Source organism: Kitasatospora sp. Root107, assembly GCF_001424875.1.
Classification (GTDB): domain Bacteria; phylum Actinomycetota; class Actinomycetes; order Streptomycetales; family Streptomycetaceae; genus Kitasatospora.
Genome location: NZ_LMCT01000021.1, coordinates 1 through 26,435, shown reverse-complemented (window position 1 = coordinate 26,435; position 26,435 = coordinate 1). Strand labels below are relative to the sequence as shown.

The window sequence follows — 26,435 nt, the reverse complement described above, 5'->3', positions numbered from 1 at the left end:
CCTTGCCGTGGGTCAGTACATCAACGACGCAGGCTGTGGGTGCGAACCGCACTGAGGGGGCGTCAGAACGCAGGTTCTCCGTATCGGCCCGTTTTGCCCGTGCGGTCTTGGCAGTGGCCTGGGCACGACCCCGAGCCGGGCCCACCGCCTGCTCCGCGACCTGGCGCTGCTCCTGGGCGGCGGCCAGCGCAGTCTCCGCCTGGGCCATTGCCGCCCTCGCCGTCCCCGTCGCGTGCTCGGCTTCGTGCTCACGCCGCGGTCATCTACCAGCAGTGGCAGCACATCTGCGGTGAGGCCGCCACGACTGTACGGGGGATGCCATACGTCGGCATCCGTGACGGCCGTGCAGGTCAATGGTTGTACGCGTGGCCGTCCGCCGGGCAGATCCCGGTTCGGACGCGGCGGGATGAGGCGGGCGTCTCGCCGCAGTGCCGGATCTGCTGGGCGGCCGTCACTGACTCGGAACGGTGATGCCGGCCGCGCGCAGGTTCGCCTCGACCAGCGTGTTCAACCGGGCGATGGACGGTGACTGGTCTTCCCGGTGGTGGTTGACCATTGCGTACCGGGCGGCGGCGTCGGACTGGTCTTGAAACCCGGTCGGCATCGCCAGCAGCGCCCGTTGGGTCAGCAGTTTGCCGGCCAGTGTCGACGCCAACTCCTCGATCCGCGGGTCGTCCGGATCCCAGGCCCTCGCATCCCAACCGCGCTTGGTCAGCTCGACGGACTCGGGGTCGTCCAGGGAGTGTTCGAGCCGGGCCAGGAAGCTGTCGAAGATCTCCGGGACCAGTGCCCGGGCCAGCACCAGAGCCTCCCGCTGACCGGCCACGTAGTCGGGACCGAAGCCGAGTTCGGCGAGCCGCTCCAAGACCGCGCAGGCCCGGTCGGGCAGCAGGGCGCGGTCACCGTGGTCGAGACGGTGCAGCCTGTCGCGGCGCGCGATCAGGTCTTCGATCCGTTCGGTGAGTTGGTGGTGGACGACGTCCAGGGTGGCGGCGAACGTCGTGGGATCGGCGTCGAGCAGGTCACCGATCTCGGCCAGCGGCACGCCTGCCGCGGCCAGGGTCCGGACCTGGACCAGCCGGTACAGCTCGTCCGATCGGTAACGGCGGTAGCCGGAGCCGTCGCGTTCCGGCTCGGCGACCAGGCCGAGCCGGTGATAGTGCCGCACGGTTTTGATCGTGACACCGACGAACGCCGCCGCCTGACCGATCGTGAGCCCGTCTGTCATCGGCTCGGCGCACCTCCGGATCGTGGGCGGCTGCGGTCTCGCGCACCGCGTCGGTGACGGCCGGGAAGTCCGGATGATCACCGGGGTGAGGATAGCGCGCACCAGTTCCCAGCCCACCCCCTGCTGCCGGGAGGGACCGCAACGCCTGCGATCGGTGCCGGTCACCCCTTGATCGGTACAGGGGGTTGACCTTGACCTTGGGTCAAGGCTGCAGGCTCTGCACATGGCCGTTCGAAGGGCCAGGCAGCCACCAGGGCCGCCGTGAGAACCACACCGGGAACAGGAGATTCATCATGGGAACAAGCAGCAGCGGCTTCTCCGACGCAGGGCTGCGCCGACTGCGGGAGGTGCTGGCACAGCACGTCGAGTCCAAGAAGATTCCCGGCCTTGTCGTCCTCGTCAGCCGCGGCGGCCGGACGCACGTCGAAGCGATCGGGACGATGCGTCATGACGGTGGCGCGCCGATGCGCCGGGACACGATCTTCCGGATGGCGTCCACGTCCAAGCCGGTCACGATGGCGGCGGCGATGGTCCTGCTCGACGAGTGTCGGCTGCGGCTGGACGACCCCGTGGACCAGTGGCTGCCCGAACTCGCCAACCGGCAGGTGCTGAAGCGGCCCGACGGACCCCTGGACGACACCGTGCCGGCACACCGGCCGATCACCGTACGGGACCTGCTGACCTCCACGTTCGGACTCGGGGTGGACTTCGAGTCGATGGCTTCCCCGATCAGGGCCGCGACCTTCGAGCGTCTCGACTACAGCGTGGCATCCGGGCCGGCGCCCGAGCCGGACGAGTGGATGCGCCGCCTCGGCGAACTGCCGCTGCAGTACCAGCCCGGAGTGCGGTGGCAGTACGACCTCAGCAACGAGGTGGTCGGTGTGCTCGTCTCCAGGGTCACGGGACAGTCGTTGGAGACGTTCCTGCGAACACGCATCCTCGATCCGCTGGGGATGAAGGACACCGCCTTCCACGTGCCCACCAGCAAGATCGACCGACTGCCGCCGCTGTACGGGCCCGACCCGCAGACCGGCGAGTTCCTCGTGTGGGACGAGGCGGCAGGGGGAAGGTCCAGCGTGCCTCCCGCGTTCCAGGGCGCCGGCGGCGGGCTGGTCTCCACCGCCGACGACTACCACGCCTACTTCCAGATGCTGCTGAACCACGGGATGCACGGGAGTGAACGGATCTTGTCCCGGGCCGCCGTCGAGTTGATGACCACCAACCGTCTCTCGCCTGAGCAACTAGCCGCCCGGGAGGCCATGTTCAGCAACGTCGCCCACCTGTCGTCCGGCCAGGGGTCGAACGGCGGCTGGGGCTTCGGGATGGCGGTGCGCACCTATCGCGGCGACTACGCGCCCATCGGCCAGTTCGGCTGGTTCGGCGGAACTGGCACCACCGCCTACGCAGACAGGACCAACCAGCTCACCGGAGTCCTGCTCACCCAGGTCGGACTGTCCACCCCGGATTCGCCGCGTGCCATGAACGACTTCTGGACCACGCTCTACCAGGCCATCGACTGACAACGAGCTCGACCGATGCTTTGCGGCCGGGGCAGGTGGCGTCCTTCACCTCCAGGACAACGGTGCCGTCACGGTGGTCCAGGGACCCGAACCCGAGGCGATGAACACGTACGACCGGCACACCAGCCCTTCCCAAAACCTGGTCCAGGGCGGCGGAGGAAGGCGCGGGCGCCAGCTCGAGATGACTCATCCGCGGCTGAGGAACGTGACGGGCGTCCTCCACACGCCAGGGCCCATCGGGGCAGTCGTCCAGCAACCCGGTAAGCCGCCCTTGGCGGAGCAACGAGCGGCGGCGCGTGTCGACCCCGAGCACCGTGTACCGATGCGAGCCGAAGCCCGCTTCATGACGCGGATTGTCTTCGAGGTTCAGCTGATGGTGCGCTACCTGCCGCGCCTGGTGCTGGACCAGCAGCGATGGACGCTGACGCGAACTCTCCAGCAGATGACCGCACACCTCGTGCAGGAACGCGCCCGCGCTGCCGTCGGCCAGCAATCCGTACGGCCGCCTGCACGGCGTGGGCGCCGCTGCCATGCACGGCAGCATGCGCCACCGCGCTCTCACCTGACTGCGCGCCCTCGTCGAGCAGCAGAGCAAGCGGTGGTCTCCTCGGCATGACTGCGGCTCGGTTGGATGCGGAGCGCACCGCCAGAACGGGTGCCCACTACTGCGACACGCTGATAGCTCCGCGAGGTGACGCAGCCGCGACCCTCTACAACAGGGACCCCGACCCCGGCCCCGACCGGACCGGAGGCAGGGCGTGAGGCGGTCGTCGCCCTCACGTCGCGGCCCCGGCACTCTCCCGCTCCGGCACCGGCACGCTGACCCGACGGTGGCGCAGAGCCGGCACGAACGCGGAAGCGGCAACCACGCTGGCGGCGCCACCCACGGCCCAGGCGGCCGTAGACGTACCGAAGGCGGCCACAGCTGCCCCCACAACCGTCCCACCCACCGAAAAGCCTCCCGTGATCCCCGACTCGACCAGCCCGTACACCGGCCCCGAGTCGGACTCGTCGATCTGGTTGGCGTACGAGGTCCAGTACATCGGCTCCGGCAGGTTCGCGGCCACACCCACCAGGGCTGCGCAGCCCAGCGCGAGCGGAAGGCTCGGGCTGGAGCCGAGCAGGCCAAGGATCACGCCCATCACCACGATGCTCCCCACACAGACCAGGATCCGACCCTGGCGGGCGATCGCGCCGCCGACCAGCACACCGAGCACGGAACCGACACCGATCGCGGTGGTCAGCCACCCGATCCCGCCGTTGCCCGCCTGAAGCTCACTGCTGAGCGGAGGCAGGAGCACCATCGAACCGCCGGCGACCGTGCACGCCGTCACCTGGGTGAGGAAGCAGGCGGTGACCAACGGCTGCTCCTTCAGCACCCGCCGCACCGTCGCCAGAGCTCCCTTTCGGCGGCCGGCCCCCGGCAGCTTCTGCTGCTGAGGGGGCTCGCCGGCCGTCACCGACACGGCCGAGCGGATGCCGGCGACGACGAACGCCGAGGCGATGAAGCTGGCGGCATCGACGACCAGCACTCCGACATTGCCGAACGTGATCGCCATCAAGGCACCGAAGGCCGGTGCCACCACCATGACGGTGGTGGCCGTAACGCCGATGACGGCGTTGAAGTCGGCACGCTGATCCGCGGCGATCACGTCGCGCTGAAAGCGCCGTTCGGCCGGCCCGTGAAAGGCGGTCAGGACAGCGCAACCCACCACGAGGGCCTCCAACAGCCACACCGACTGATGAGTGTGCGCGGCGACCGCGGCAAGTACGAGCAGCACGGCCCGGGCGACATCGACATAGATCATCAGGGTGCGTGGTGCCAGCGCCATCCCCCAGCTGCCGGCCCAGGGGCCCAGGAGCGCGGGGATCAGAACCCGGGCAAGGCTGAAAAGGGCCAGGGCACTGGCCCCTCCCGCCTCGAACACAAGGGCGCTCATCGCGACGAAGAGAACCCAGTCACCGGCCTTGGAGATGGCATCCGCGGCAAGCAGCCTCCGCGCACCAGAAAGGCCGACGACGTTCTTGTACTTCACCAGGGCGGTCTTCAAAGGTGTCCTCGCTCTGTCGAAAGGGATCGGCTGCCCGCCGGGCGGCACCATCCGTTAGGCGCCTGAGCAATGTGCCCGACGGACGGCGCCGCGCACCGGGTACACGCGACAAGGTCAGCCCAAGTCAGGACGGCATCCCCGCAGCACCTGCCGTTGCCGAGCAGTCACAGGCGGGGTGGCCCGGGAACGGCTCCACCACAGTGGTCGGATGCTGGTAGCGCATGACACCTCCGGCCGACGACGGCTGCGCGATGCCCGTCAACTGCAGCACGATCTCCGTCGTCATCAAGTGAGCAACCGTCAGCGGCCCAGAAACGAACGCAGGGTAGCGCCAGGAGCGCTTGGCGGCCAACGCGTCCACGACCATGTCGTGACGCCCACCCAGTTCATCGCGCAACTGCTGCTCGAAACAGCTGAAGCACCCCGGCGACTTCGGCCGGTACATAGGGCCCACCGATCCCGCGAACGCCCCCAGGTAAGGCACGGCGCTCTTCTTGCAGACCGCGTCGATCCACCGATTCAGGGTGAACCGCGGCGCATCCGCGCACACGGCCACGAAGTCGGCCCCCTCAACGCAATCCCGTACGTCCTCGGGGCTGCTGACGTACTGACGGCGGATCATGTACTGGGTGTACGGCGAGAACCGCTCGAGCCGCTCGGCCAGGCAGTCCGCCTTGCTGAGCCCAGACTGGTCAGGGCTGTAGAGGACTTGACGCGTCAGATTGGAGACCTCCACCGTGTCGCCGTCCACCAGCGTCAGCCGGCCGACACCCGCAGCCGCCAGGGCAAGCGCCAGCAGGCTCCCCGCTCCTCCAAGACCAATCACAGCCACTGAGGCACCCCGAAGCCGGGCCAGATAGTCCCAATGCCCGTGCGGCGTCGCGGAGAGAGTGCCCAGCCACTCGATCTGGGTGGAGAACCGCTCGACCAAGGCATCGTCCGCCCAGCCGGGACGCTGCTCATCGCGCAGCGGCACCACGATTCCCGCCTTGGTCAGCGGCGACAGGAGCCGTTCGATGCGGGCGACCGTGGCAGGCGTCCTATCACCGACGACCTGCTCGGCCACGGCCTCGAGCGTCGGCCTGCTGTCCTCGATGATCCGCAGGATGAAGCGCAGGGCCTCCGGCGGTGCGGAGATCACCCGATGGTCGGCGTAAGTACTGTCGAAAAACAGCGACCCGTCGGCCAGTTCGAGCATTTCCCACTGGGTGCTGAACTGCCATCGCTGCCCGGGCCGGCTCTCGACGACCGCACGCTCCGCAGTGCTGCGCCCGACGACGCCGAAGCGGGCGCCGACTGCTGTAGCAGTGGTGGTCACGGCTGCATCTCCTCGTGCTCTGCGCATGCTTTCAAGGCCGTCCTCAGGACAGCTCCGTCTTCGGTCCACCGAGCCGCTTCGTCCAGAAGCGCCAGCGCCGAGCGCAGCGACTGAAGCGCGAAGGCCCGCCGCTCATCAAGGGGGCATCCGTCCAGCGGACCGCCGTGCGGGTGGCCGTGCTGGTAGCGGCGGATACCTTCGGCGATGCGGCACATGACGAAGGCGGCATGCAGGACCCCGCGCAGCGGCCGGGGATCGGGGCGCAGTGCATGAGTACCGACCGCGTCGGGGTTGTCGATGAAGCGCGTGAACTGCTCTCGCAGGGCGAGGGCATGATGCGCCGACTCGTGCAGGAGCAGTTCGAACATGCGAAGCGGGTCGCCGGCCTCCTGCAGCTCGGCGTAGATGACACCGAAGGTGCTCTGGAGGGTCGCTGAACGCATAGGGCCCTGAACGAAGACGAGGTACTCCACGAGTGTGTTGTGCTCGCTCCACGCTTCGGGCCAGGAAGCGCGAAGGGCCTGGCGGGCCAGCACCAGCGACCTCTGCACCTCAGGGGGCAGGACCGTGGCCACAGTCGCCGCGTTCTCCTCGTCCCAGTGAAGGGAGCGCAGCACTTCCTGGAGCCCCTCGCGCAGCCAAGACTGTTCGTGCATACCGGTGTAGACCGCTGCCGGCGCTGGCGCGCAGGCCTTCAGGAGCTGGTGCTTGATGTCGTTGAGGTCAGCGCTGCCGGCGTCCTTGTAAACCGAGTGCACAGCGGCCGGTGTGAGACGCCGGGTCTGACGGACGAGATCTTCCAACTCCGGCCGCTGGGCCTCACCTAGCTGGTTCACCGCGCGGCGGGCGAGGCTGCGGTGGTAGATAGCTGCGATCCTGCTGGTCGCGGTCACGTCGATACCGACCGAGCAGACCTGCTCGGCAAGGTCAGCGGGTATGGCCTTCACTGCTCCTCCTGCATGATTCGGCTACTGAGCGATGCGTTGCAGCACGTGCAGAGCTGGGGCGGGACCCTGAGGTCCCGCCCCGGTGCGGCTGGCTGTTATCCAGGCAGCCCGTGCTGTACGCGGCAGACAGCCGGGGCTGCCCCAGCCGGTCTCGACGGCCGAAGGTCGCTTGTGTCGGCTGCTTCAGCAGCCGACGACCAGGGCCGTTCGGGAGCCGGCTTCTTAGAAGCGCGGCTCGCCGTAGGTGAACGAGGTCTCGGCGACCTCCAGCTCGACCTCGGCGTCGAGCGCGAGGGCGCGCGGCTCGCCGTAGGTGAACGAGGTGTCCGCGGCCTCCAGCTCGACCTCGGCGTCGAGCGCGACGTTCGCGGCAGCGATGTTCTCAGTCATTCTGATCTCCCTCAGTCTGGGCCCGCCTTTCGGGCCTGAGAAGATCCTCCACCACAGCCCAAACGCCAACTAGTCGTAGAAATCTACGACTTGACACATAGGCGAGGCTGTGGAAATGACCCAGGAGCCGTCTTCGCCGACGCTCGAACTCAACGCCGGTACCTCAAGACGCATCTGCCGATCGGCGCCCTGGTCCGGTGCTCCTGGACGACGCCACTGTGCGGCTGCTGATCCGCTGTCACAAGCTCGGCCTCACCTCGGCTCCGCACATCACCGAGGCCTGGACCTCCGGTGCGAGTGAGAGCCTGCTGGAGAAGTTCCGCCGGGTCCTGACCCTCGCCCGCGAAGCCGCCATCCAGGACGGGGACACCGTCACCGAACGGTACGTGAAGGCGATCTAGCGCAGGTGCTCGTCGGTGAGACGGCGGCGACCTGGGGACGACAGGCGAGGCCGACCCGGGGTGCGCCAGCGCCCGGCCACCTGGAGCTCTTCGATCTCGGCGAAGTCCACCGAGTACAGCACGCACTTGGCGGAGTGCAGCCCGCCCAGCTCATCGAGCCGATCATCCTATGGTTCGCAGGGCGCCGCTCTCGCACGGCGGAGCCCCCACCACTCAAGTGGTGGGGGCTGTGGCCAGGTTGAGCGGGGTGGTCAGAGGTTCAGGGTGGTGATGTTCCACCAGCGTTCTTCGGCCAGGTCGAGGGTGATCGGGAGGGGCGGGGCGCCCGGGGTGCGGTGGAGGAGGGCGGGGTAGCTGGGGTCGGGGAGGGGGCGGGTGGTCCAGGGCCGGCCGTTGTGGCCGGCGTCGGGGACGGTGGGGATGGTCAGTTCGACGGCGTTCGCCAGGTCTTGCTGGGTGACGCCGTCGGGGAGGTGGCGCAGCGTCAGGATCTGCTCGTAGTGCGGCCGGCCGACCAGGCGGTGGGCGATGTGGGCCTCCTCGCCCCGACCGTAGAGCAGGTAGGTGACGTGGGCGGGGAAGTCCTCCGCGCTGAAGCGGCGGAAGGTGAGCACCCGTGAGATCCGTGCGGTGAAGCCGCCGGAGATCGGCTCCCAGATCCGGTCCTCGCCGTTGCCGGTCTGGGTGACCCGGTCCAGCCGGGCCGGGTACTCGGTGACTGTGCCGTCCCCGATCGGTGGCAGCACCATGTCCTGGGTGTTGCGGACCGCGTGCCAGCTCTCCGGGTGGTCGGCCTGGTCCTTGAGGTAGGTGTCGACGATGTCGGCGGGCAGGCTGTACTCGAGCACCACCTGGTAGCGGTGCTCGGCCATGCCGAACATCGCCAGGTGGTAGCCGAAGACGGCTTCCCGGCCGGACAGGATGAAGGAGTGGACCGACGGGTCCTCGTGCTCTTCGTGACGGGTGGTCATCCGGGGTTCCTTTCGGTGGACGGGATGTGCCGGCGCTGCCAGAAGGGCCGGTCGGCCCAGCGGCGTTCCAGCGCGTACACCGCGTGGTGGTTGCGCCGGTACGCCGCGAGCAGCGCGCGGACGTTGGTGCGGTAGGAGTCGAGGGCGGCGGGGTCGCCGTCCAGGTGGGCGTGGAGGGCGAGGCCGCCGGTCATACCGGTGTGCAGGGCGGTGAGGACGCCCTGGGAGGAGACAGGGTCGAAGGCGGTGGCGGCGTCGCCGACCGCGAGCCAGCCCGCGCCGACCGGGGTGTCCAGGTGGGCGGAGTGGGCGGGTGCCCGCCGGGGTGCCGCACCCTCGGGCAGCGGGTGGGCCGCGGCCCGGGGTGCCACGTGCCGGGTGCGGCCGAGCAGGCGGCGGAACTCGGCGGGGCCGAGCGGGCCGGTGAGGTCGGCGTCGGTGAAGTAGGCCAGCAGGCGCCGGCCGCCGGGCAGCGGGGCGGTGTACCACCAGCCGTCCGCGACGGCCTCCACCAGAGAGCTGCCCGAGGTGGCCAGGCCCGCCGGGGCGGGGGCCAACTCCAGGCAGCTGGCGACCAGTTGGTCGGTCCGCCGGTGCGCGGCCGGAAGGCGGGCGGTGACCGCCCGGCGGCGGCCGGTGGCGTCGACCAGCCACCGGCACCGCACCTGCCGGGCCGCCGCGCCCCGCTCCCGCAGGGTGACCGACCAGCCGCCGGCCTGCCGGGCGGCGCCCCGGACGGTGGTGTGCGCGGCGGGTTCGGCCCCGGCCCGGTGGGCGGCCTCCCGCAGGCCCTGGTCGAACCGGGCCCGGTCCAGGTGCCAGCCGGGCCCGTTCGGGTCGCGGATGAAGTCGGTGGAGCCGAGCGCCGCCGACCCCCAGCCGGACTGGTTCGCGTAGCAGGTCAAGTGCCCCTCCAAGAGCGGCTGTTCACCTGCCCCGAGATCACGCAGCAGCACCTTGGCCACTGCGGGCAGCGCCTCGCCGAGCTTGGCCGGGCCCGCCCCGGTGTCCGCGAGCAGCACGGAGCGGCCGGCCCGCGCCAGGGCCAGCGCGGCGGCGGCCCCGGCCGGGCCGCCGCCCGCGACCACCACGTCGTAGTGGTCGCGGTGCGGGCCCGGCATCAGGCTTCGTCGCGGTAGGGCGAGACCTTGTCGATGAAGCCCGCCGTCACCTCGTCCTCGGTGTACCCACTGGCGGCGACGGCCTGGGCGATCGCGTCGGCGGCGAGGGTGAGGTCGGCGGCCTGCGGGACGTGCAGGGTGACCAGGTTGTTGGTGTGGCCGATGCCGGTCAGGTCGATGCCGGGGGTGGACTCGACCTGGAGCCGGGCCGGGAAGTCCTGGGCGCCGTCCCGGACTTCGACGATGCCGAGCCGGTACCAGTCGTCGACCATCTGGTTCATCTGCTCGGAGTTGTTCCCCTTGAGGCCGCGCAGCCACACCGCCCGCCGCTCGAACGCCTCGGTCCGCTCGGCGAGCGGTCGGCCGGTGTCCACCACCACCTGGTAGTCCTCCTCGGCGAGCACGTGGTTGGGCACCCGGGCGGGCCAGAAGGTGGGCAGGTACGGGTCGTTGCGCGGGCTGAGCGAGAGCTCGTACCCGGAGCGGCAGCTCGCGGTGTCGGTCTGCCAGGGCACCGCCATCCACCGGGTCAGGTCGCCGGGGCCCTGGGCGTGCAGCGGGCCGTCCGGGCCGAGTGCGCGTTCCGGGGTGAGCACCGGGCCGTAGTCGGGCTCGGGCTGCCCGGACGGGCGGTGCTTGATCCGGAACGGCGCCTGGTACATCGTCAGGTGCCGGATCGGCCAGGTGACCTCGGTGCCGGGGTGGAAGGCGTCGGCGAGGCAGAAGTCCAGCGCCGCCCGGTCCAGCGCGGCGGGCCGTTCGGCGAGCGGGAGGCCGGCCAGCTCGTGCACCGGGGGGATGGTGCCCCAGTCGTCCACGAAGGTGCCGTCGGCCCAGAGCTGGAACATCTTGTACTGGGTGGGGGAGAAGGCCAGGTGCTGGAGCGGGGTGCGCGGCGGGATCGCCATGCCGTCCCCGTACAGCCAGGGCCAGGGCACCGGGGAGGCGCCGTCCCGGGTGAAGTCGCGCAGCGCGTTGAAGACCTGACGGCGCAGTGCCTTGCGGCCGGGGGAGGTGCTGCTGAGCCGCTTCATCCCCTCAGGGGTGGTGAAGTCGGCCAGCCCTTGGTGGCCGTAGAAGCCCGCGAAGCCGTGGTTGACCCACTGGTGGTCGGCGAAGCGTTGCAGCACCGGCGCGATGTGACGGGTGAAGGAGACCCGGTCGGGGAAGGGCAGTTGACCGTCGGTCACGAACACGTCGTACAGCAGGTCGTGGAGGGTGCGGATGCCCTTGACCGCCGGTGCGTAGTTCGGCGGCGCGACCATCACCCAGGCCGGGTCCACCGGTACCGTACGGCCGTCGATCCTGACCACGGCGGTGACCGGGCCGTCCGCCGTGTCGTCGTGCCAACCGTCGTTGTTGGCAAAGGTGTTGACCGGCCGGCCGTCATAGGAGGCGGAGTCGCCGAAGCCGCCGAAGACCAGCAGGTGCCCGTCCCGGTCGGTGCGCAGCTCGCCGAGGTAGACCTCCTTGCCCACGAAGGTGCCGCCGCTGAAGTGGTAGGCCGGGCCGGAGACCTCCCGGCCGCCGATACTGACCGGTTCGGGGGCGATCACCAGGTCCTTGCGGCGGTCCCCGGTGATGTCCCCGTTGCGCAGCGCGGACTCCTTGGCGTCGGCGGCGTCCGGGATGTCCAGGGCCAGCTGGAACTGGTACCAGGCGGCCTTCTGGTTGGCCAGCTGCGCGGACCAGGTGATGTCGGCGTTGTCCGGGGTGAGTTCGACGACGGCCTCGCCCTGCGCGTTGTACCCGTAGAGCCGGAACCGGGCCACCTCGCGTTTGATCGCCCCGGCCGGGTCCTTGTAGAAGCCCGGCTCGGCCGGGAGCGGGTCGGGTACCTCGGGCCCGAGGTAGTACTCCTCGGGCGAGTTGCCCACCCGGGCGACTCCGATCGCGGGATGGATTGCGGCACGGACGACCTCGTCGAGCATGAAGCGATGCCTCCAACGGGGAGAGGATGCGAACCGGGATGGCGGTTCGCCTACGCACGGAGGCTATGTCCCGATCCCACCGCCCGGCGCGGACCGACACCCGCCACACCCGGAACGAGTGAGGCGCACGGCGGCACAACCGCAGTGGGGCGTACGCGGTGTCAACTCGCGTACGCCCCGCGCGGGATGGGGCGCCCGCCCGCGCCGGCCCCGGCTCACACCTTCGGGGTGCGGGTCCGCTCCGCCAGCGCGGCCCAGAAGCGGTCGAGTTCGGTGCGGGTCATGCCCTGCCAGGGGGCGGCCCGGCGGCGGAAGGTACGGCTCTTGAGCAGGGCCTGCTGCTGGCGGCAGAAAGACTCCCGCAGTTCGGCGCCCGGCTGTTCTCCCTTCGCGGGGTAGGGGCACAGCTCGAAGCGGCAGTTGCGCAGGCAGGTGATGCCGGGCTCGGCGGCGCCGGGCATGCCGACGGTGCGTTCGGGGTGGAGCGAGGTGCGGTCCGTGGTCAGACACGGGGGCAGGGTGGTGCGGTTGGTGCGGTGCAGGCGGTCGTCGACCAGCAGTCCGTCACGTTCCGTCAGGTTGAGCAGCAACAGGACGTCGGCGAGGAGTTGCTGGGCCCGCGGGTGCAGCGTGCTCCAGCCCACCGAGGGCGGGATCCAGAGGTTGTGCTTGCGGTAGAGGGTGGGATCGGCGGGGCTGGAGCCGATGTTGACGGTGGCTCCCTTCTCGTCGATCCAGATGAACCGCTCGGGGTGCCGGGTCTCCAGCGCGAGCGCCGCGAGATCCCCGGCCTCCGCGACGAAGGGGTGCAGCCTGCGCAGGCCCTCCACCGTCAGTTCGTCGGCGGGCCGGTCGGCAGGAGCCTGCTCGCTGCCGGCCATGGTGAGCCAGCGCTCCACCGCCTGCAGCGGGTCACCGCCGTCGCCGCCGTCCGGCCCCTCGTTGGTGCTGTCCGGCAGCTCCCAGAGACAGAGGGCGTGGATGAGCGTGAGCTGGGAGTACCAGTAGCGGGCATGGGCGAGCATGTGCTCGGCGCGCTCGATCAGGTACTCGCGGGCCTCGCTGGAGGTTGCGGGGTGCCGCCTTCGGCGGTTGGCGGCGCTCTTGAAGCCCTGGGCGAGGGCGATCTCCAGCGAGATGGGCAGGTCCGCCCGCCCGGTCGCGGGGTTGGGCATCAGGTGCCGGAGCCAGAGGTCCAGCCGCTCCCGGGCCTGGCTGCGCCGGTCGCTGCCGACCGAGCCCACGATCATCGGGACCAGCCAGGCTCTCGTGACGAACTGCCGCCAGATCTCACTCCTGGCCGTCTCCGCCCGCCGGGCCGAGGCCGCCTCGTCAGGCCGGAGGATCCGCTTCTCGCGCTCCGTGTTCTCCGCGTACTGCTGGTCCGCGATGGCCTTCTCGTACTGCTCCCAGGGGTCGTACTGGCCGGCCTCCGGGTCGTCCCGCTCGGTCGGCCACGGGAAGAGCTTGCGCAGTTCGTCGAAGGCGGTGTCACCACCCGCGCCGATCTCCTGCGCAATGGCCAGCCGGATCGGATAGCTGGGTTCGATCCAGCTGATCCGCATCAGCTCGCCGTATGCCGGTGCCTCCCAGGCGTCGGGGTCGTGCTTTCTCGACCGGTCGAGAAGGCGCAGCGCCTCGCCGAAGCGGTGCACCAGCCGCAGCTTCGCCTCGTCCCTTGTCCGCCGGTCCCCGGCGGTGATCTCCGGCCATCGCTGCAGGATGCGGTCGGCGGCCTCCGCGTGGAGCGAGTCACCGGCCCGGCCGGTGTCGATCTCCAGCGCGGCGGCGAACAGATCGAGCGCCTTGTCGTCCTGGCGTTCCTCGGCCTTGTCCAGCAGCAGTCGCACGGTGGCGCGCTGAGGGGTCGTGGCGCGCCTGGACCGGGAGCGCATGATCAAGGCGATGAGGAGTTCCCGGCCGGGCTCGGCGAGCGCCTTCTCGAGGTCGCCGGTGCAGCTCCCCTGGACCGCGTCGAGGAAGTGCGACCCCAGGAAGGCCTGGAGAATGCTGTGCGGGAATCTGACCTTGCTGCTGTGGGCCTCGACCAGGCCCAGCTGCTCGCCCTGCGCGGCGTAGCGCGACAGTCTGGTGGACCAGCAGCCCTGCTCGTCGTCGTTCGGCAGGTCGGGGATGCGCTCCCGCAGCTCCGCGAGGATACGTGGGCAGGCCACCGATGACGCCCGGTCGATCAGTTCGTCGAACCTGACCTCCAGCCGGTCATTGAGCAGGCCGATGCAGGCCAGGGCCGAGATCACCGAGACCGTTCTGCGCCGCTCCTGCTCGGTGAGGTCGAACTGGGCCCGCAGATGCCCCTCGACGATGGCCTTCAGCCAGGACGCCAGCAGGCTCCGCCGGATGCCCGACCGGTCGCTGTCCCGGGTCTCGATCTGGTCCCACTCCTTGGTGTTCTCGAAGTGCTCCAGGAGTTGATGCTTCCTCAGCTGGCGAGCGATCTGCAGGTACAGCGGGGACTCCGTGACGGCGGCCGTCTCGACGATCCAGTCGAGCCGCCGACCGTCCACCCCGGGGTCGTTCTGCTCCAGGTAGACCAGCGCGGCCTCCTCGCTCAGGGGCTCCAGGTCGATGACTGCCGCCTGGGTGCCTTCGAGCGCGGCGTGCGGGCGCGAGGCGATCACCAGCGGGAGCTTCTGCTTCTCCGCACGCTTGATGGCGCGGCGGATCACGCTGTCGCGGTTCCGCTGCTGGTCCCCTTCGATGAACGCCTCTTCGAGGCCGTCCGCGATGACCACGGCCTTGTCGTCCATGCAGATCTGCCGCCACACCCGTTCCGCCTGTGCCCGGGAGATCACTCCGGGGTCCACCTCGTCGCAGAACCGCCGCTTGGCCAGCTCACCGAAGTTGAAGTCGTCCCGGTCGAGGTCGGCAGCCCGGAGGTGGATCGGGACGGGGACCGCCCCCTTCTCAGCCAGCAGTTGGGTCAGCTGTACCAGCACGGCCGTCTTCCCGCTCCCGACGCTGCCGACCAGGATGTACGGCCGCCGGCTGCGGCGGTCCCGCAGCGCCTGTGCGATCACCGTGCACAGCTCCTGGCGGCCGACCACCTCCTCGATGATCGACCCGGCGGTGGGGACCAGCTCCCGTGGGGCCCGTTTCGCGGTCCGCCGGACCGGACGGACGATCTTCCAGCGCCGCACCACGAGAAAGACCAGCGTGCTCAGCGCGAGGGCGAGGAACGGGGTGGAGAAGCTGATGACGGTGCTGCAGGAGGTGCCCGTGGTCCGGCAGGTCCGCTCGACGATGCCGGGCCTCCCGTCGACGATGACGTACACGGCGAGGCCGATCCAGGACAGGAACAGCACCGTGCCGACGATCGATAACAGCCAGACGTAGGTGCCGGGGGTCCACCTGCGGCGCCACTTCTGGGTGGGGGCGACTCGCCGGCGCGCCTCCCGCCGCACCCGCCGCATCCGTGACATCCGGCGGACCGCGGCCGTCGCCCGGGACCAGAGGCGCCTGCCGCGCACCTGGCGCGGCGCGCTCGGTGGTCGGGATTTTCCCTCAGGATGGCGGATGACCTGGCTCATCACGGTCTTCCCTCGTCGCTGGCCCGAAACCGGATATATCGCCCGATCTCAGGCTACGCGCGACGGCGGGCTTCATCGACAAGATCTCGCCCCACCGCGACGAAGCCTGAAAGACCGACAGCCAGGCCGCCCGCCTGCACAGAGGCTCACGCGGCGGACGGCCACCCGGCTTCGACGAAGACCGCTACAAGAAGCGCAACACCGTCGAACGGGCCGTCAACCGCCTCTAACAGTCCCGGGCGGTCGGTGAGCTCCGACGAGGTGCCGGTTGCGTGCGTCCAGAAATTTCGTCCGGACAGGCCTAGGGCCTGTCTCACAAGTCCCGTCGGGTCCGGCCCGCCCGGCACGCACGCTCGCCGCACGGCCGAAACACCCAAGTAGCTCCGCTACGAGGGCGTCCCGGCCGCACGCCGATCGCACGCACCGAACGACCCGGCCTGATCCGACGCGACTTGTGAGACAGGCCCTAGCCGGGCGGCTGTACGTCATCGAGATCGTCCGGCTCGGCTGACCCGCTTCTGACCCCACGGCCCGAAACCCTCTCGGCCGGTACATGTCTGATGCGCGATACATATTCACCACCCGGTAGATGCCGGAGGACTTCGCAGCGCGGTTCGCGCGCCCTGCCCAAGGCAGCCGGTCCCACCTCACCACCTGGTTCCGTCCGACGGCCTCCAGTCGACCGCGCTGCCCGCCGCCGGCACCGGCTTGGTCGGGCAGTGCGACCAAAAGGTCTGCCCACACGACCAACTCGACGTGCTGGACACCCCTGAACCGACACAACCCACCCTGGGCCGGCCTGGCGGCCGACCCCGACGGCCAAGGCCAGGAAGACGAGGAGGAAGAGGAGTGGCAGCCGGTCGCGGGCGACCTGGCCCGCGCCGTCCTGCTTCTGGTCGTCCGCGCGCCCCGGGCCTTCCGCGGCAGGCCCGCCTACATCCGCGGCATCCCCGCCGACTCCATGGCACCCGTCCTCGACGACGCCCAGCGCTACCTCGCCTGGCTCGGCGCACAAGGCCCCCTCGCCACCGTCCACCCCTGGACCGCCGTCACCGCCGCCGACCTCGCCCAGCGCATCCGCCGGCGCACTCTCGCCCCCACACGAGGCGCCGGCCGGCTGCTGTGGATGTGCGAGCAGATGGCCACCCCCGCCCACACCCACCAGCTGGTCCCCGGCATGTGGCAGGCAGCCCGGGCCCGCGGCATCGACTCCCCGGACTGGCCCGGCACCACACCACCCAGCGTCTGCCGCCTCCACCCGGCCGACTACCGCGCCCTCCTCAACACCCGCACCACCGGCACGGCCATCACCCTGCACCCCGACCGGGCGCACATCCGCGCACCGCGCTCGGCCACCTTGATCACCTGGAACGGCGCCGCCACCGCCCGGCACACCACCGCCGACGGGTTTGTCGAAGCCCCCTACCCGTCCCCGCGGCCCGACGACCCGTCAGCAGGACGCACCGGAGCCGCCGTCTTCACCCGAGGCGACCGCACCACAGCCGGCTGGGCCACCGCCTGCACCAGTGCGAACTGAACCGCTCAGGAAGCCGGGAGTCCGGGATCGGGTGGTCCGTGTTGACCGGCCCCACCGGGTGAGTCCTTGCGGCAGCCGGTTGCCCGTGCGGGCTCTCCGCGTCACCGCGCCGATCTCCGGACAGTGCGGCCATCCCGCTCTCGGCCTGTCCGGCACCGTGACCTGAGCACTCGACCAGCAAGCGGCCTGACCAGGCACGGCAGGCACCGACACCGCACTGCCGCGCGTCCCTTCCTTCTGCGCCACCCACAGTAGACAGGTGTAGTATTTGGGTAGGGTCTACTGTTTAGGGGTTCTGTGGTGAGGATCAGCTTCGGCGGTGAACGGGTCGACGTGCCCGACGACTTGGGCCGGGCGCTACTGGCGGCCCTGCAGGAGCAGCCGGTGGAGCCGCCGAAGGCCTCGACGTTCGAGGAACTCACCGGCCTGGTCGAGCGGATCGGTGGCGTGACCCGGCACCTGAACACGGTGAAGGAGTTGGCGCTGTCCCGTGCGGACGCCACCGGCGGCTACTCCAACCGCCGCGCCCTGGGCGACGCGGCCGGCATGTCCCCCTCGCAGCTGGGCCGGGTCCTGGAGGGCCACGGCCTCCCGCGCGACCGGCGCAGCGGCGGCGTCGACCTGGTCGTCGCCTTCCGCACCACCGACGACGGCACGCTCCACCTGGCCGACGAGACGGACGTGGCCGACCTGAACTCGTTCACGCTGCCGGTCGACCCCGCGCCGACGGAGACCGCACCGCGCGAGTTCGCCGGTCGGGAGCTGATCTTCTACTACCGCCCGCAGGTTCCGATCGCGCGGGCCGACCTCGGCCGCAGCGCCGGCCACACCCTGCGCCCCGACGGGCTGGGCCTGATCGCCTGCGTCACCGAGCCGGTCTTCGACGCGCTGTTCGGCGACCGACGCCTTGACCCGACCCGTTCCAACGGACGCTGAGGAGCGACGCCCGATGTCCGACGAACTGCTGAACTCGGTCGACGCCCTGCTCTCGACCGTGCGCACGGGCCTGCCGGACCCGGCGGAGCGGCAGCGGCTGCGCCTGGCGGCCGGGCTGACGATCACTCAGATCGCGGTCGCGCTGCGGGTGGACTCGACCCTGGTGCGGGGCTGGGAGGACGGCAGCGCCGTTCCGGGGCCGGACATCACCCCGGCCTACGCCCGGCTCCTCGACGGCCTGGCCGCACGTTTCCCCGCCCTCGAGCAGCCCACCGCTCCGGTGCAGGCCCCGGCGGCTTCCGCGCCGCAGGCCTCCGCCGACCCGGCGCCGCAGCAGCAGGTGACGCCGGATCAGAACCCGGACGGCTCCCCGGTGCTGTTCGAGGCGGCGCCGTGCGCGCAGTGCGGACGTCCCTCGGTCTACCGCGCCCAGGGCCGCCCGATGCACCTCGGCGGCCTGTGCCGCCCCGCCCCCCAGGTGCCGGTGGCCATCGCGCCGCAGCCCGAGCAGCTCACCCCCGCCCCGGTCGTCCAGCCCGCGTCGAGCACACCGCCCGCACCGCCCGCACCCCCCGCGCCCGCTGCGGCCGCTGCGGCTGCCCCGGCTCCGGTCACCGCACCGCCGTCTTGGCCCGCGCCCGCCGCGCCGTCGGCCCCGGCACGCTCGGGCCAGCGCCCCACTGTGGCCCGTACCCCGAGCCGTCCCGCCGTGGCGCGGCCCGCGGCTCCCGCTGTCTCGGCTGCTGCCGCCAGGTGGTGGCCGGTGGTCGCGCTGGACGCCGCTGAGGACGGTACCTGGGCGCTGGATGTGCCGCAGTTCCCGGCTCCGGCCGGGCCGAAGCCGGGCGACTGGTTCGCGTGGCTGGGCACCGGCCTGCCGCTGCGCGTCGAGCGGGCCCACCCTTCGGGGCGCGGCGGGGACGGGACGGTGTGCCTGACCGCCGCCGCGCTCAAGCAGCTGGGCCTGCCCGCCGCCCTCCCCGCGACGGAGAAGGCTCTGACCGCGCTCCAGGCGAAGCTGGCGAAGGCTGCCGCGAGCGTCGGGATGGAGGTCTCCGAGCAGGTCGGGCCGACGTTCCACGCTTTCCGCCGCAAGGGTTCGGTCGGCGGCCAGAAGACCTCGGTGCGTATCACGGTGGCGCCGTGGCTCGGGCAGGGCGACGCCCGGCAGCAGGCCACCAGCGCGCTGGCCGTCCCGTTGGCCACCGCCCCCGACGGCACGAAGGACGGGGCGACGTTCGCGCGGCGCTTCCGGGCCTTCACCACCGACCTCGGCGTCGCGCCCGGCGCGACGACCGCCACCACCGGAATGGGCCTGCTGGAGGCGGTGCGTCCGCGCGAGGAGTGGGTGAAGGACGTGGCGACGGGGGAGCGGTCCTCCCACCCGCGCGAGGGCGCCCTCCCCAAGGGCGACCTTTGCGTGCCGCCGGCGGCCGGGGCCCGCCACCTGCTCACGCGCGAGCTGCTTTCCGAGGGTGGGACGGTGTGCGAGGAGGAGGACTACAAGTGGTGGGCCCGCGAGCTCACCACCGAGGAGACCGGCCGTGCCTTCGCGGTCGCGGTCGACGTCTGCGCGTCCTACCTGTCCGTCACCGACTCCCTGCGCCTGCCGTCGGGCCCGCTGGAGCCGGTGAAGAACCCGGCCTGGGACGGCGGCAAGACCGCTGGCCTGTGGTGGTGCGACTTCACCACCACGGCGGTCGACGAGCTGCTGCCGCACCCGGCCACCTTCCACGGCCGGCCGCCCACCGGGCCGGGCTGGTATGCCACCCCCACCGTCGCCTACATGGCCACCACTTACGGCTTCGACCCGGCCACCATCACCGACGCCCTGCTGTCCAGCCACACCGTCCCGCTGCTCAAGGAGTGGACCGGCCGCATCCGCGCCGGGTACAAGCGCGCCTATGCCGACCTCGGCCTGACCGATGGCCAGAGCCCGACCGAGTTCCTCAACGCGTACGCCGTGCACAAGGACGTCGGCATCGACCCGGTCCGCGCGGACGCCTTGGTCCTCGCCGGGCTCTACAAGTCGATCTACAAGGGTGGCATCGGCAAGTGGGCCGACTCCGCCCGCCACCTGGACGACCAGACGTGGCAGGCGAAGGTCGCCGCCTCCTGGTCCTACCGACCGGAGATCCGCTTCCACATCATCGCCGCCGCCCGCATCGCCGCCCACCGCCGTCTGCGCAAGACCCTCCAGCTCACCGGCCGCGCCCCGTTCGCGGTCAACGTCGACTCCTACCTCTACGCCGCCGACCAGCCGTCACCCATCGAGTTCCTGCCGGTCAAGGACGACGGCACCCCCGTCCCCGGAGCGCTGCGCCTGGGCATCGCCCCGGGCAGCCACAAGCACGAGTCCTCGGTCCCGCTGCAGGCCGCCATCGAGGCGATGGGCCGCCGTGAGCACCCCTCCAAGCTGACCCACCAGTACGCCACCGACGGCACCCCGGTCGACCATGCCGAGCCCGGCACCGAGGCGGCTCCGGCCGGTACCGGCGATGACGATGAGGAAGGCACCAGCTGATGGCCAGCTCCGGGATCCGGGGAATGTTCGGGCGGGTGCGCGAGGCGCTGTTCCCCTCTCGCCAGGCCCCCGTGCAGGCCACCACGCAGGCCGGGCATGTGCGCGAGCGCAAGTACGGCGGCAGCACCAAGGCGATGGCCGCCGCCTACGGCGTCGCGCCGCGCACCGTGCAGCGCTGGATCGACGGCACCCGCCATCCCACCAAGCACGTCGACCGGCTGCAGCGCGAGGCTCTCGAGGTGCAGACCACCGAGCGCGGCCGGGAACGCAAGGCCCGCCAACTGGCGCAGCGCGGCACGATCTCCGGCATCAACGCCCGGGTCGGACGCACGATGACGTTCGAGATCCAGGGCTCCGACGCAGTCCGGGCCCGCGACATCCACCTCAACCTCACGGGCGAGCAGGCCGCCGCCCTGGCCCGCGCCGAGAACGAGGAGGACGTGCGCCAGGTGATCGGCGAAGCCCTCGCCGACTACTTCAACGGCGGCGCCTACGGCGGCTTCACCACGGACGACTTCACCTTCGACCCCGACGACTTCGACCTGAACTGACCCACGTCGTGATCAGCGTGATCCTGGCGTTCACCCCCGACGGCGACCCCGAGCGGGTCCTGCCGATCCTCGCCCGGCTGCGCACGGCCGCTCTGGCGTACAACCGCTGATCCGGGGCCGGGAGCAGCCGCCCCGGCCTCCCGGCCCAGGCCCGCGCTCACACCATCGAGTGGACTTCCCGGCCCTGCGAACGGGCAGGATCCTGCGGTGACTGACACCGACCTGTTTCTGCCCGGCACCACGGCGGTGCGCCGCGACGTCCACGCGGGGCGGGTGTGGACCGCGATGCCGCAGCGGGTGGTCGCCGACACCGGCCACGTGCTCACCCTGGCCTACTGGCCGGGGATCGAGAGCCTCGCCCCCACGACCTGGATCACCTCCACCCGCACCGGCGACCAAGCCCAGCGCGAGCGAATGCTGGCTGACCTGGCGGCCGGCACCTGGGCCCTGGACCGCTACCGCTGGACCGGCACCACCCTGCTGAGCCACTTCCTGAACGGCGAGTGGTTCTCCGTCCACTGCTTCCAGGACGCCTCGGGCGAGCCGCTGCGTTGGTACGTCAACTTCGAGAAGCCGTACCTCCGTCGGCCAGGGGTCGGCATCGACACCATGGACCTGTGCCTGGACCTGGTCGTCACCCCCGACCTGTCCGGCCACCACTGGAAGGACCGCGCGGAGTACGCCCAGCTGCGCCGCCTCGGTGTGATCGACGACTACCTGCACCGCCAGGTCGAGCAGGCCCAGGGCCGGGCGATCACCATGCTCGACAACCGCACCGGCCCGTTCGCCGGCGGCTGGCCCACCTGGACCCCGCACCCGGCCTGGCCACTGCCCGAACTCCCCGCCGACGCCGAACACGTCCCCGCCGAGGCCCTGCGGTGACAGCCGCGGCGCCGGTGCCAGTGCGGATGTGCGCCGTCCTGGTCCACGACGGCCACCTGCGCCTGATCCGCCGAGACCGGCCAGGCCTGGTCCAGCCCGGAGAGGACGAGACGGCCGCGCTGCGCCGCGAGCTCCTTGAGGAACTCGGCGTCGACCTGGACGACCTGCCCGCCTGGCCGGTGCTCCCCTTCGTCCAGGACATCGCCGCCACCGGCACCTACCGACCGGTACGTCGCCCCGCCCGGCGCCCGTCTCGTGGCGACCCGCGCGCTGCTCACCGTGCGGGAGAACCCCGCCGACACCGTCGCCGCCCGCACCAGGAAAGGATTTAGCGCACCCGGACGTACTGGTCGCCCTTGAAGAAGTACAGGTCGCCGGTGCCGCCGGGAACGCAGCAGGCGTCGTCGACGCCCTTGGCGAAGACGCCGTCGACTCCCCAGACCGACGCCAGGCTCTTGGGCCCGGATGCGATCTTCTCGTCGCCGACCTTGTAGCGCAGGTACTGGTCACCCTTGAACAGGTACAGGTCGGTGGCGTTGTCCGGCACACCGCACACGGCGTCGATGCCGGAGGCGAAGGCGGTGCCCTTCAGGCCCGGCCAGCCGACGGTGTTCGGGTCCAGGTGGTAGCTCCAGCCCGGGTTGTAGGGGACAGCTCGCTTGATGATCCGGCCCATCACGTGGGCCTTGTTCTGCTCGTCGCCGCTGAGGATCTTGCGGGCCTCCTCGATCTTGGCGTCGTCGGTCAGCTTGAAGATGAACTCGTCGGGTGTCCGCACCGGTTACGCCGTACATGGGTCCACGACCCGAGGCGCGGGCCTCGGGCCTGTCCGCCCAGGCCGGGTGGCGGTGTCACCGGCTGTTGGTGACACCCACCTGCCGGACGTCCTCCACCGGGCCGTCGCCCGCACCGGGAACGGCCGCTCTTTCCCTTCACCGCTCGGTCGCCCGCACCGGGCAGGACGGCCCCGGCCAGGCCCGGTGGTGTGGCTGCCGCTCGCCGCCGCGCACCGCCGTCTCGGCGGGACACCATGACCGGACCTCAGGGACAACCTCCCGTGCAGCGGGACAACGCGCTGTACGACGGGGACGGCATGCGCTGCACGGCAGGACATCCTGGACAGCTACCGCAAGCGGTCACGAGCGTAGTCAGCCGCAGTGCGAGTTGTACTGGTAGTTGACCTCGCCGTTGATGGTGCCCCGCCAGTCGATGCACGAGTGCGGCGCGTGGAGGCGCACCGGGCCGGCGTAGGTCGTGTAGAAGCCGCCGTCCTCTATCCAGGTGCCGCCGGAGAGCCGGATGCCCGCGTCCATCGACTTCAGGTACGAGCTCGGGTTGCTGCGGACGGTCACCACGCAGTTGTAGCCGTTGGAGCTGTTGTAGGTGAGGAATACGGTCCCCTCCGCCAGCGGCAGCGAGTCGATAACGGAGTACCCGCTGCCGCATGCGCCGTTGTAACTGGCTGCCTCGGCCACGCTCGGCATGACCGCGACACCGCCCGCCGCCATCGCGGTGACCGCTGCGCTCATGGCGATGCGCTTGAAGAGCTTCCTCATGATCTGTCCTACTCCATTCCCGTTACTCACCAGACGAACTGAGGAGTCGCAGCCGCTAACGGCATGACCGCCAGCCTCGGCACCCCTGGCGCCATCGTGGCGAGCCCTGGTATCACGGACGTAACACCCGGCCACAGGCTCGGTAGCGGGCCGCGGGGCAGCCGCTGGGAGCTCTTCCAGCAGACGGTCAGACAGGAGATGGCGTCCGGCTCGGCACTGGTTGCCGCCGAGCCGGACGCCGTGCAGAACCCCCTGCACAGCGTCTGGTCACCGCAGGATCCGCTGCTTCGCGTTAGCTTCCGCCTCTACACCAGCCGCTGCGGCATAGGGGTACGGCTGAGTACCCGACCACCTTCAGCATCGGTGGTGCCGGGCCGGCAGTTGCCGGCCGTGTGCTCGGCCTCGAGGGTGGCAGGACCCGGGGCTGCTCGGCGGTGGGTCAGGCCGGGAGGGGGCGGATTCGGAACGGGCCGGCTCGGGGGGAGGGTGTGGGCGTGGAAACGATCAGCGGGCCGGGCCTGCTGGGCAGGCCTTGGCCCGAGCTGATGCCCGGTCATCGTCCGGCCCTGGTCCTGCCCGCCGACCCCGGGCGGCCGCTGGAGACGCGGGACGGATGGGCCGGCCGTGATACCGCCCCCACACCGGCCACGGCCACCGGTCCGCACCGGGGCTGGTCGGCGGGGAAGGTCGCTGTGGGGCAGTTGGAGGACTGTTAGCGGACCGATCCCCGGGATCAGCGAGCGCATCCGGGAGGTGGCCTACGGGGGCTTGAAGATGACAACTACCGGTGCACGGCCGAAATCGTCTGCGCTCAGGCTGGTGTGCTGACCGCGGTCGAGCGATGGGAACGCGGGTCGTCATCGTTGCCGGCTCGCTGTGAGTGGAGCAGATCCGGCAGCGCCCACTGTCGCAGCGCAGCCGCACGGGGAGTTGATGATGCTGCACCGCTCATGATCAAATACGTCCGGTTGCACGTCACCTCCGCGGGTGCTTTGGCGGCCTGGCGCAGCACCGGGGGAGATGGGGAAGCTGAGGGCCGCGCGCGTCCGGCTGCTGTGGCCGACCTCGGACATGGTGCTGAGTGGGTCACTGCCGTCGGGGCCGACGGGATCACGGGGAGAGCGTCAACGCTCGTACACGCCCACGGCGCGGTCAGAGCCGAGTCGGTACCACAACGACCAGGAACCGGACCGACCCGCATCCCCCTGTCGACAGGTGATGTCGGCTGCCGTTCCTCTCGGGCGAGCCGCCCGTTCCCAGTCCATTGTTGTCTGAAAGGTTGTCATGAAGAACACCGTGCGTCGCACAGCGGCGGTCGCCGCAGCCACCCTGGCTCTCAGCCTGGCGAACACCGGGTCCTCGCAGGCCGTCTCCGGCACTCAAGACTTCATCGTGTACGGCGCAACTCCCAAGTGCGCCACGCCCTACGGCAACGGAACGGCCAACGGCACGACGCTGACGCTCTGGGACTGCACTGGCTCCAGCGTCCAGAAGTTCCAGTTCTTCAGCTCGGGCGAGGTCAAGCACGTCCAGAGCGGCAGGTGCATCACTCCTCGGGGCAACAGCTACTCCAATGGCACTGTCCTGACCCTTTGGGACTGCACCGGCGCCAGCGTCCAGAAGTGGAACGTCGGCAGCCACTACGACCGGGGTAACAACCGGACGACTCCGCTGTTCAACTCGGGCCAGTGCATCACCAACGAGGGCAACAGCTTCGCGAACGGCACCCAGATGACCCTGTGGACCTGCAACTCGTCCTGGCCCGCTGTCCAGGACTGGGCCGTCTGGCTGTAGCACCACCGGCCAACGCCAGCCGGTTCGGAACTCGGCGTTGCGCTGGCCCGGCTCCATGCCCTGGAGGAACCACCGGAGGCGCAGGTGCTCGCCGTCCGGCCCCACTTTCCGGCGTGACGCGGACAGCCCGTCGGGCTGGTCGACGGTCTGGACCAACCGGTTCACTGAGGGGCCCTGACAGCGTGTGAGTGAAGGGCGAAGGTGCTGCCGTCGAACGACCAGCGGGGCGGTAGGCCGTCTGCCTGCCGCCCCCGGGGGACCGGCTGTTGCCAGCGGATGCCGAGCTGGGTGAGGCGTGTGGCGCGGGCGGTGGGGATGTCGGCGCGGCGGGTGCGGCTGTTGGTGATGAACAGGCCGAGGCTGACCTGGACGGTGGTGCCGTCGTCCAGCAGCAGGGGTTCTTTGGAGGGGCGCAGCGGGACGGTTCATGGAGCCCGAGGCTAGACAATGGCCCTTCACGCTGCAGCTGAATTCCTCTGCGTTCAAGCGCCGGGGAAGCTTCGGGCACATTCGTGCGATCAACGCCCCACCCGCAGGCTCACCCTCATCAACGCCCGCCCCGTCGTCGTCGACGCCGCCGACCACCAGCCCCTGCTCTCCGCCCACCCCACCGACCCATCACCCTGCTGCGCCTGGCGCTGGACCAAGGCCTCGAGTCGTAGCAACGCGGGCGGGCGCAACCTCCCTGCCCGCCCCACCGCGGCACCCGTGCCGGCCGAAAGCATCCGACTCGCTCACTCGCGACCCCTCCCACACGGCCGCAACCCGGGCAGCCTACCGAGTTACCTGGACAAGGACCCGAGACGAGCCACTAGCCCTACCGCCCGGTGTCTTCCAGCGCCTCCACCTGCACAGTGGTCGTAGCCGGCCCGGCTCCCGCCTCGGATACCGTGTTCCTCTACGGGGTGCCATAACGGATGTGACGCCCCCACCGGAGGTCGTCAGCGTATGAGTTCAAAGCGCAGCAAGAATCCAGCCCTTCCCGTACTTGACGACGCATTCCGACTCGCATCGGTCAAGGACGCCGAAGAGTCCACCCGTGACTTGGCCGCGCGGCTGGCCACCACCGAGCTGCGCCGCGTTTCCCACCCGGGCCGGGTCACCTGGGATCCCACCGATCAGGCCGAGCCTGTACCGGTCCCGCCGACTGTGGTCGACGGTGACGGGGACCTGTGGCTGCGGGACCGGGGCACTGGCACCTGGACCATGCCCGAGTTCAACCCGGAGGA

22 protein-coding genes and 2 pseudogenes are annotated in these 26,435 nt (G+C 70.7%); 11 read left to right on the top strand and 13 right to left on the bottom strand.

All coding sequences use genetic code 11. The features are described from left to right. Window positions 1–451: 451 nt before the first annotated feature. Window positions 452–1,228 carry a MerR family transcriptional regulator gene (locus tag ASC99_RS19605; RefSeq protein ID WP_057233828.1) on the bottom strand — a complete coding sequence of 259 codons (777 nt, stop codon included), beginning with the start codon at window positions 1,226–1,228 and terminating at the stop codon, window positions 452–454. Window positions 1,229–1,521: 293 nt separating this feature from the next. On the opposite strand from ASC99_RS19605, the gene ASC99_RS19600 reads away from it, so the two are divergent. Next, complete coding sequence (locus ASC99_RS19600; protein ID WP_057233826.1) at window positions 1,522–2,748, top strand: serine hydrolase; 1,227 nt, start codon at window positions 1,522–1,524, stop codon at window positions 2,746–2,748. Here ASC99_RS19600 and ASC99_RS42155 read toward each other — a convergent pair. Continuing rightward, window positions 2,666–3,187, bottom strand: coding sequence for a metallopeptidase TldD-related protein (locus tag ASC99_RS42155; RefSeq protein WP_369825133.1), 522 nt, complete (start codon window positions 3,185–3,187; stop codon window positions 2,666–2,668). The genes ASC99_RS19600 and ASC99_RS42155 overlap by 83 nt on opposite strands. Here ASC99_RS42155 and ASC99_RS40760 point away from each other — a divergent pair. Next, window positions 3,071–3,364 (top strand): hypothetical protein, encoded by a 294-nt coding sequence (locus tag ASC99_RS40760; protein WP_235502811.1) that lies wholly within the window; start codon window positions 3,071–3,073, stop codon window positions 3,362–3,364. The two genes, ASC99_RS42155 and ASC99_RS40760, sit on opposite strands and share 117 nt — an antisense overlap. Before the next feature lie 160 nt (window positions 3,365–3,524). On the opposite strand, the gene ASC99_RS19595 is transcribed toward ASC99_RS40760, so the two are convergent. The 4 genes from ASC99_RS19595 to ASC99_RS38710 all read right to left on the bottom strand — a co-directional run bounded on the left by ASC99_RS19595 (window position 3,525) and on the right by ASC99_RS38710 (window position 7,454). Beyond that, window positions 3,525–4,799, bottom strand: coding sequence for an MFS transporter (locus ASC99_RS19595; RefSeq protein ID WP_057233824.1), 1,275 nt, complete (start codon window positions 4,797–4,799; stop codon window positions 3,525–3,527). A 124-nt stretch (window positions 4,800–4,923) separates the two neighbouring features. After that, on the bottom strand, window positions 4,924–6,117 hold the full coding sequence (locus ASC99_RS19590) for a ThiF family adenylyltransferase (RefSeq protein ID WP_057233822.1): 1,194 nt from the start codon (window positions 6,115–6,117) through the stop codon (window positions 4,924–4,926). Further along, entirely contained in the window at window positions 6,114–7,064 is a 951-nt protein-coding gene (locus tag ASC99_RS19585) for an HEXXH motif-containing putative peptide modification protein (protein ID WP_057233820.1), read from the bottom strand. Before ASC99_RS19585 ends, ASC99_RS19590 begins: the two co-directional genes overlap by 4 nt. 222 nt (window positions 7,065–7,286) lie before the next feature. After that, window positions 7,287–7,454: a hypothetical protein gene (locus tag ASC99_RS38710; RefSeq protein WP_157531628.1), complete on the bottom strand. Its 168-nt coding sequence runs from the start codon at window positions 7,452–7,454 to the stop codon at window positions 7,287–7,289. 197 nt (window positions 7,455–7,651) lie between these two features. Here ASC99_RS38710 and ASC99_RS19580 point away from each other — a divergent pair, with 197 nt between their 5' ends. Then, window positions 7,652–7,855 carry a hypothetical protein gene (locus ASC99_RS19580; protein WP_057233818.1) on the top strand — a complete coding sequence of 68 codons (204 nt, stop codon included), beginning with the start codon at window positions 7,652–7,654 and terminating at the stop codon, window positions 7,853–7,855. A gap of 53 nt (window positions 7,856–7,908) precedes the next feature. Here ASC99_RS19580 and ASC99_RS40755 read toward each other — a convergent pair. The 5 genes and pseudogenes from ASC99_RS40755 to ASC99_RS19560 form a co-directional block, all read right to left on the bottom strand. Further along, a pseudogene (locus tag ASC99_RS40755) lies at window positions 7,909–8,004 on the bottom strand (aspartate/glutamate racemase); the annotation flags it as partial. A gap of 102 nt (window positions 8,005–8,106) precedes the next feature. Continuing rightward, the gene (locus ASC99_RS19575; RefSeq protein WP_057233816.1) at window positions 8,107–8,826 is read right to left on the bottom strand and encodes a hypothetical protein; all 720 of its coding nucleotides are present in this window, start codon (window positions 8,824–8,826) and stop codon (window positions 8,107–8,109) included. Then, entirely contained in the window at window positions 8,823–9,947 is a 1,125-nt protein-coding gene (locus ASC99_RS19570) for an NAD(P)/FAD-dependent oxidoreductase (protein WP_057233814.1), read from the bottom strand. Before ASC99_RS19570 ends, ASC99_RS19575 begins: the two co-directional genes overlap by 4 nt. After that, a complete protein-coding gene (locus ASC99_RS19565) occupies window positions 9,947–11,878 on the bottom strand; it encodes a LodA/GoxA family CTQ-dependent oxidase (protein WP_057233812.1) in 1,932 nt (643 codons plus the stop codon). Before ASC99_RS19565 ends, ASC99_RS19570 begins: the two co-directional genes overlap by 1 nt. Window positions 11,879–12,093: 215 nt before the next feature. Then, window positions 12,094–15,318 carry an NACHT domain-containing protein gene (locus ASC99_RS19560; RefSeq protein ID WP_235502812.1) on the bottom strand — a complete coding sequence of 1,075 codons (3,225 nt, stop codon included), beginning with the start codon at window positions 15,316–15,318 and terminating at the stop codon, window positions 12,094–12,096. Between the two features lie 1,069 nt (window positions 15,319–16,387). Between ASC99_RS19560 and ASC99_RS37445 the strand changes: the two genes are divergently transcribed. The 6 genes from ASC99_RS37445 to ASC99_RS19530 all read left to right on the top strand — a co-directional run bounded on the left by ASC99_RS37445 (window position 16,388) and on the right by ASC99_RS19530 (window position 22,188). Then, window positions 16,388–16,963 (top strand): hypothetical protein, encoded by a 576-nt coding sequence (locus ASC99_RS37445; RefSeq protein ID WP_082598462.1) that lies wholly within the window; start codon window positions 16,388–16,390, stop codon window positions 16,961–16,963. Window positions 16,964–17,263: 300 nt separating this feature from the next. Continuing rightward, on the top strand, window positions 17,264–17,899 hold the full coding sequence (locus tag ASC99_RS19550; protein ID WP_057241165.1) for a hypothetical protein: 636 nt from the start codon (window positions 17,264–17,266) through the stop codon (window positions 17,897–17,899). 13 nt (window positions 17,900–17,912) lie between these two features. Continuing rightward, on the top strand, window positions 17,913–20,423 hold the full coding sequence (locus ASC99_RS19545) for a helix-turn-helix transcriptional regulator (RefSeq protein ID WP_057233804.1): 2,511 nt from the start codon (window positions 17,913–17,915) through the stop codon (window positions 20,421–20,423). After that, window positions 20,423–20,974 (top strand): hypothetical protein, encoded by a 552-nt coding sequence (locus tag ASC99_RS19540; protein ID WP_057233802.1) that lies wholly within the window; start codon window positions 20,423–20,425, stop codon window positions 20,972–20,974. Before ASC99_RS19545 ends, ASC99_RS19540 begins: the two co-directional genes overlap by 1 nt. Before the next feature lie 207 nt (window positions 20,975–21,181). Beyond that, a complete protein-coding gene (locus ASC99_RS19535) occupies window positions 21,182–21,856 on the top strand; it encodes a DUF402 domain-containing protein (protein WP_063857132.1) in 675 nt (224 codons plus the stop codon). 26 nt (window positions 21,857–21,882) lie between these two features. Further along, window positions 21,883–22,188 carry an NUDIX domain-containing protein gene (locus tag ASC99_RS19530; protein ID WP_057233800.1) on the top strand — a complete coding sequence of 102 codons (306 nt, stop codon included), beginning with the start codon at window positions 21,883–21,885 and terminating at the stop codon, window positions 22,186–22,188. Here ASC99_RS19530 and ASC99_RS39760 read toward each other — a convergent pair. Both ASC99_RS39760 and ASC99_RS19520 read right to left on the bottom strand, forming a co-directional pair. Next, the gene (locus ASC99_RS39760; protein ID WP_057233798.1) at window positions 22,185–22,634 is read right to left on the bottom strand and encodes a hypothetical protein; all 450 of its coding nucleotides are present in this window, start codon (window positions 22,632–22,634) and stop codon (window positions 22,185–22,187) included. The two genes, ASC99_RS19530 and ASC99_RS39760, sit on opposite strands and share 4 nt — an antisense overlap. A gap of 370 nt (window positions 22,635–23,004) precedes the next feature. After that, window positions 23,005–23,412 (bottom strand): hypothetical protein, encoded by a 408-nt coding sequence (locus ASC99_RS19520; RefSeq protein ID WP_057233797.1) that lies wholly within the window; start codon window positions 23,410–23,412, stop codon window positions 23,005–23,007. A 1,284-nt stretch (window positions 23,413–24,696) separates the two neighbouring features. Here ASC99_RS19520 and ASC99_RS19515 point away from each other — a divergent pair. Next, a complete protein-coding gene (locus ASC99_RS19515; RefSeq protein ID WP_057233795.1) occupies window positions 24,697–25,206 on the top strand; it encodes a ricin-type beta-trefoil lectin domain protein in 510 nt (169 codons plus the stop codon). Window positions 25,207–26,250: 1,044 nt separating this feature from the next. Next, window positions 26,251–26,435 (top strand): annotated as a pseudogene (locus ASC99_RS40745) (hypothetical protein); the annotation flags it as partial.

What these genes read in the sequence shown, in the direction of transcription:
- ASC99_RS40760 (WP_235502811.1), top strand. Translation starts at nt 3,071, where the DNA reads ATGCGAGCCGAAGCCCGCTTCATGACGCGGATTGTCTTCGAGGTTCAG.
- ASC99_RS19605 (WP_057233828.1), bottom strand. Translation starts at nt 1,228, where the DNA reads ATGACAGACGGGCTCACGATCGGTCAGGCGGCGGCGTTCGTCGGTGTC.
- ASC99_RS19570 (WP_057233814.1), bottom strand. Translation starts at nt 9,947, where the DNA reads ATGCCGGGCCCGCACCGCGACCACTACGACGTGGTGGTCGCGGGCGGC.
- ASC99_RS37445 (WP_082598462.1), top strand. Translation starts at nt 16,388, where the DNA reads ATGGCACCCGTCCTCGACGACGCCCAGCGCTACCTCGCCTGGCTCGGC.
- ASC99_RS19540 (WP_057233802.1), top strand. Translation starts at nt 20,423, where the DNA reads ATGGCCAGCTCCGGGATCCGGGGAATGTTCGGGCGGGTGCGCGAGGCG.
- ASC99_RS19545 (WP_057233804.1), top strand. Translation starts at nt 17,913, where the DNA reads ATGTCCGACGAACTGCTGAACTCGGTCGACGCCCTGCTCTCGACCGTG.
- ASC99_RS19530 (WP_057233800.1), top strand. Translation starts at nt 21,883, where the DNA reads ATGTGCGCCGTCCTGGTCCACGACGGCCACCTGCGCCTGATCCGCCGA.
- ASC99_RS38710 (WP_157531628.1), bottom strand. Translation starts at nt 7,454, where the DNA reads ATGACTGAGAACATCGCTGCCGCGAACGTCGCGCTCGACGCCGAGGTC.
- ASC99_RS19560 (WP_235502812.1), bottom strand. Translation starts at nt 15,318, where the DNA reads ATGTCACGGATGCGGCGGGTGCGGCGGGAGGCGCGCCGGCGAGTCGCC.
- ASC99_RS19565 (WP_057233812.1), bottom strand. Translation starts at nt 11,878, where the DNA reads ATGCTCGACGAGGTCGTCCGTGCCGCAATCCATCCCGCGATCGGAGTC.
- ASC99_RS19600 (WP_057233826.1), top strand. Translation starts at nt 1,522, where the DNA reads ATGGGAACAAGCAGCAGCGGCTTCTCCGACGCAGGGCTGCGCCGACTG.
- ASC99_RS19520 (WP_057233797.1), bottom strand. Translation starts at nt 23,412, where the DNA reads ATGAGGAAGCTCTTCAAGCGCATCGCCATGAGCGCAGCGGTCACCGCG.
- ASC99_RS19575 (WP_057233816.1), bottom strand. Translation starts at nt 8,826, where the DNA reads ATGACCACCCGTCACGAAGAGCACGAGGACCCGTCGGTCCACTCCTTC.
- ASC99_RS19515 (WP_057233795.1), top strand. Translation starts at nt 24,697, where the DNA reads ATGAAGAACACCGTGCGTCGCACAGCGGCGGTCGCCGCAGCCACCCTG.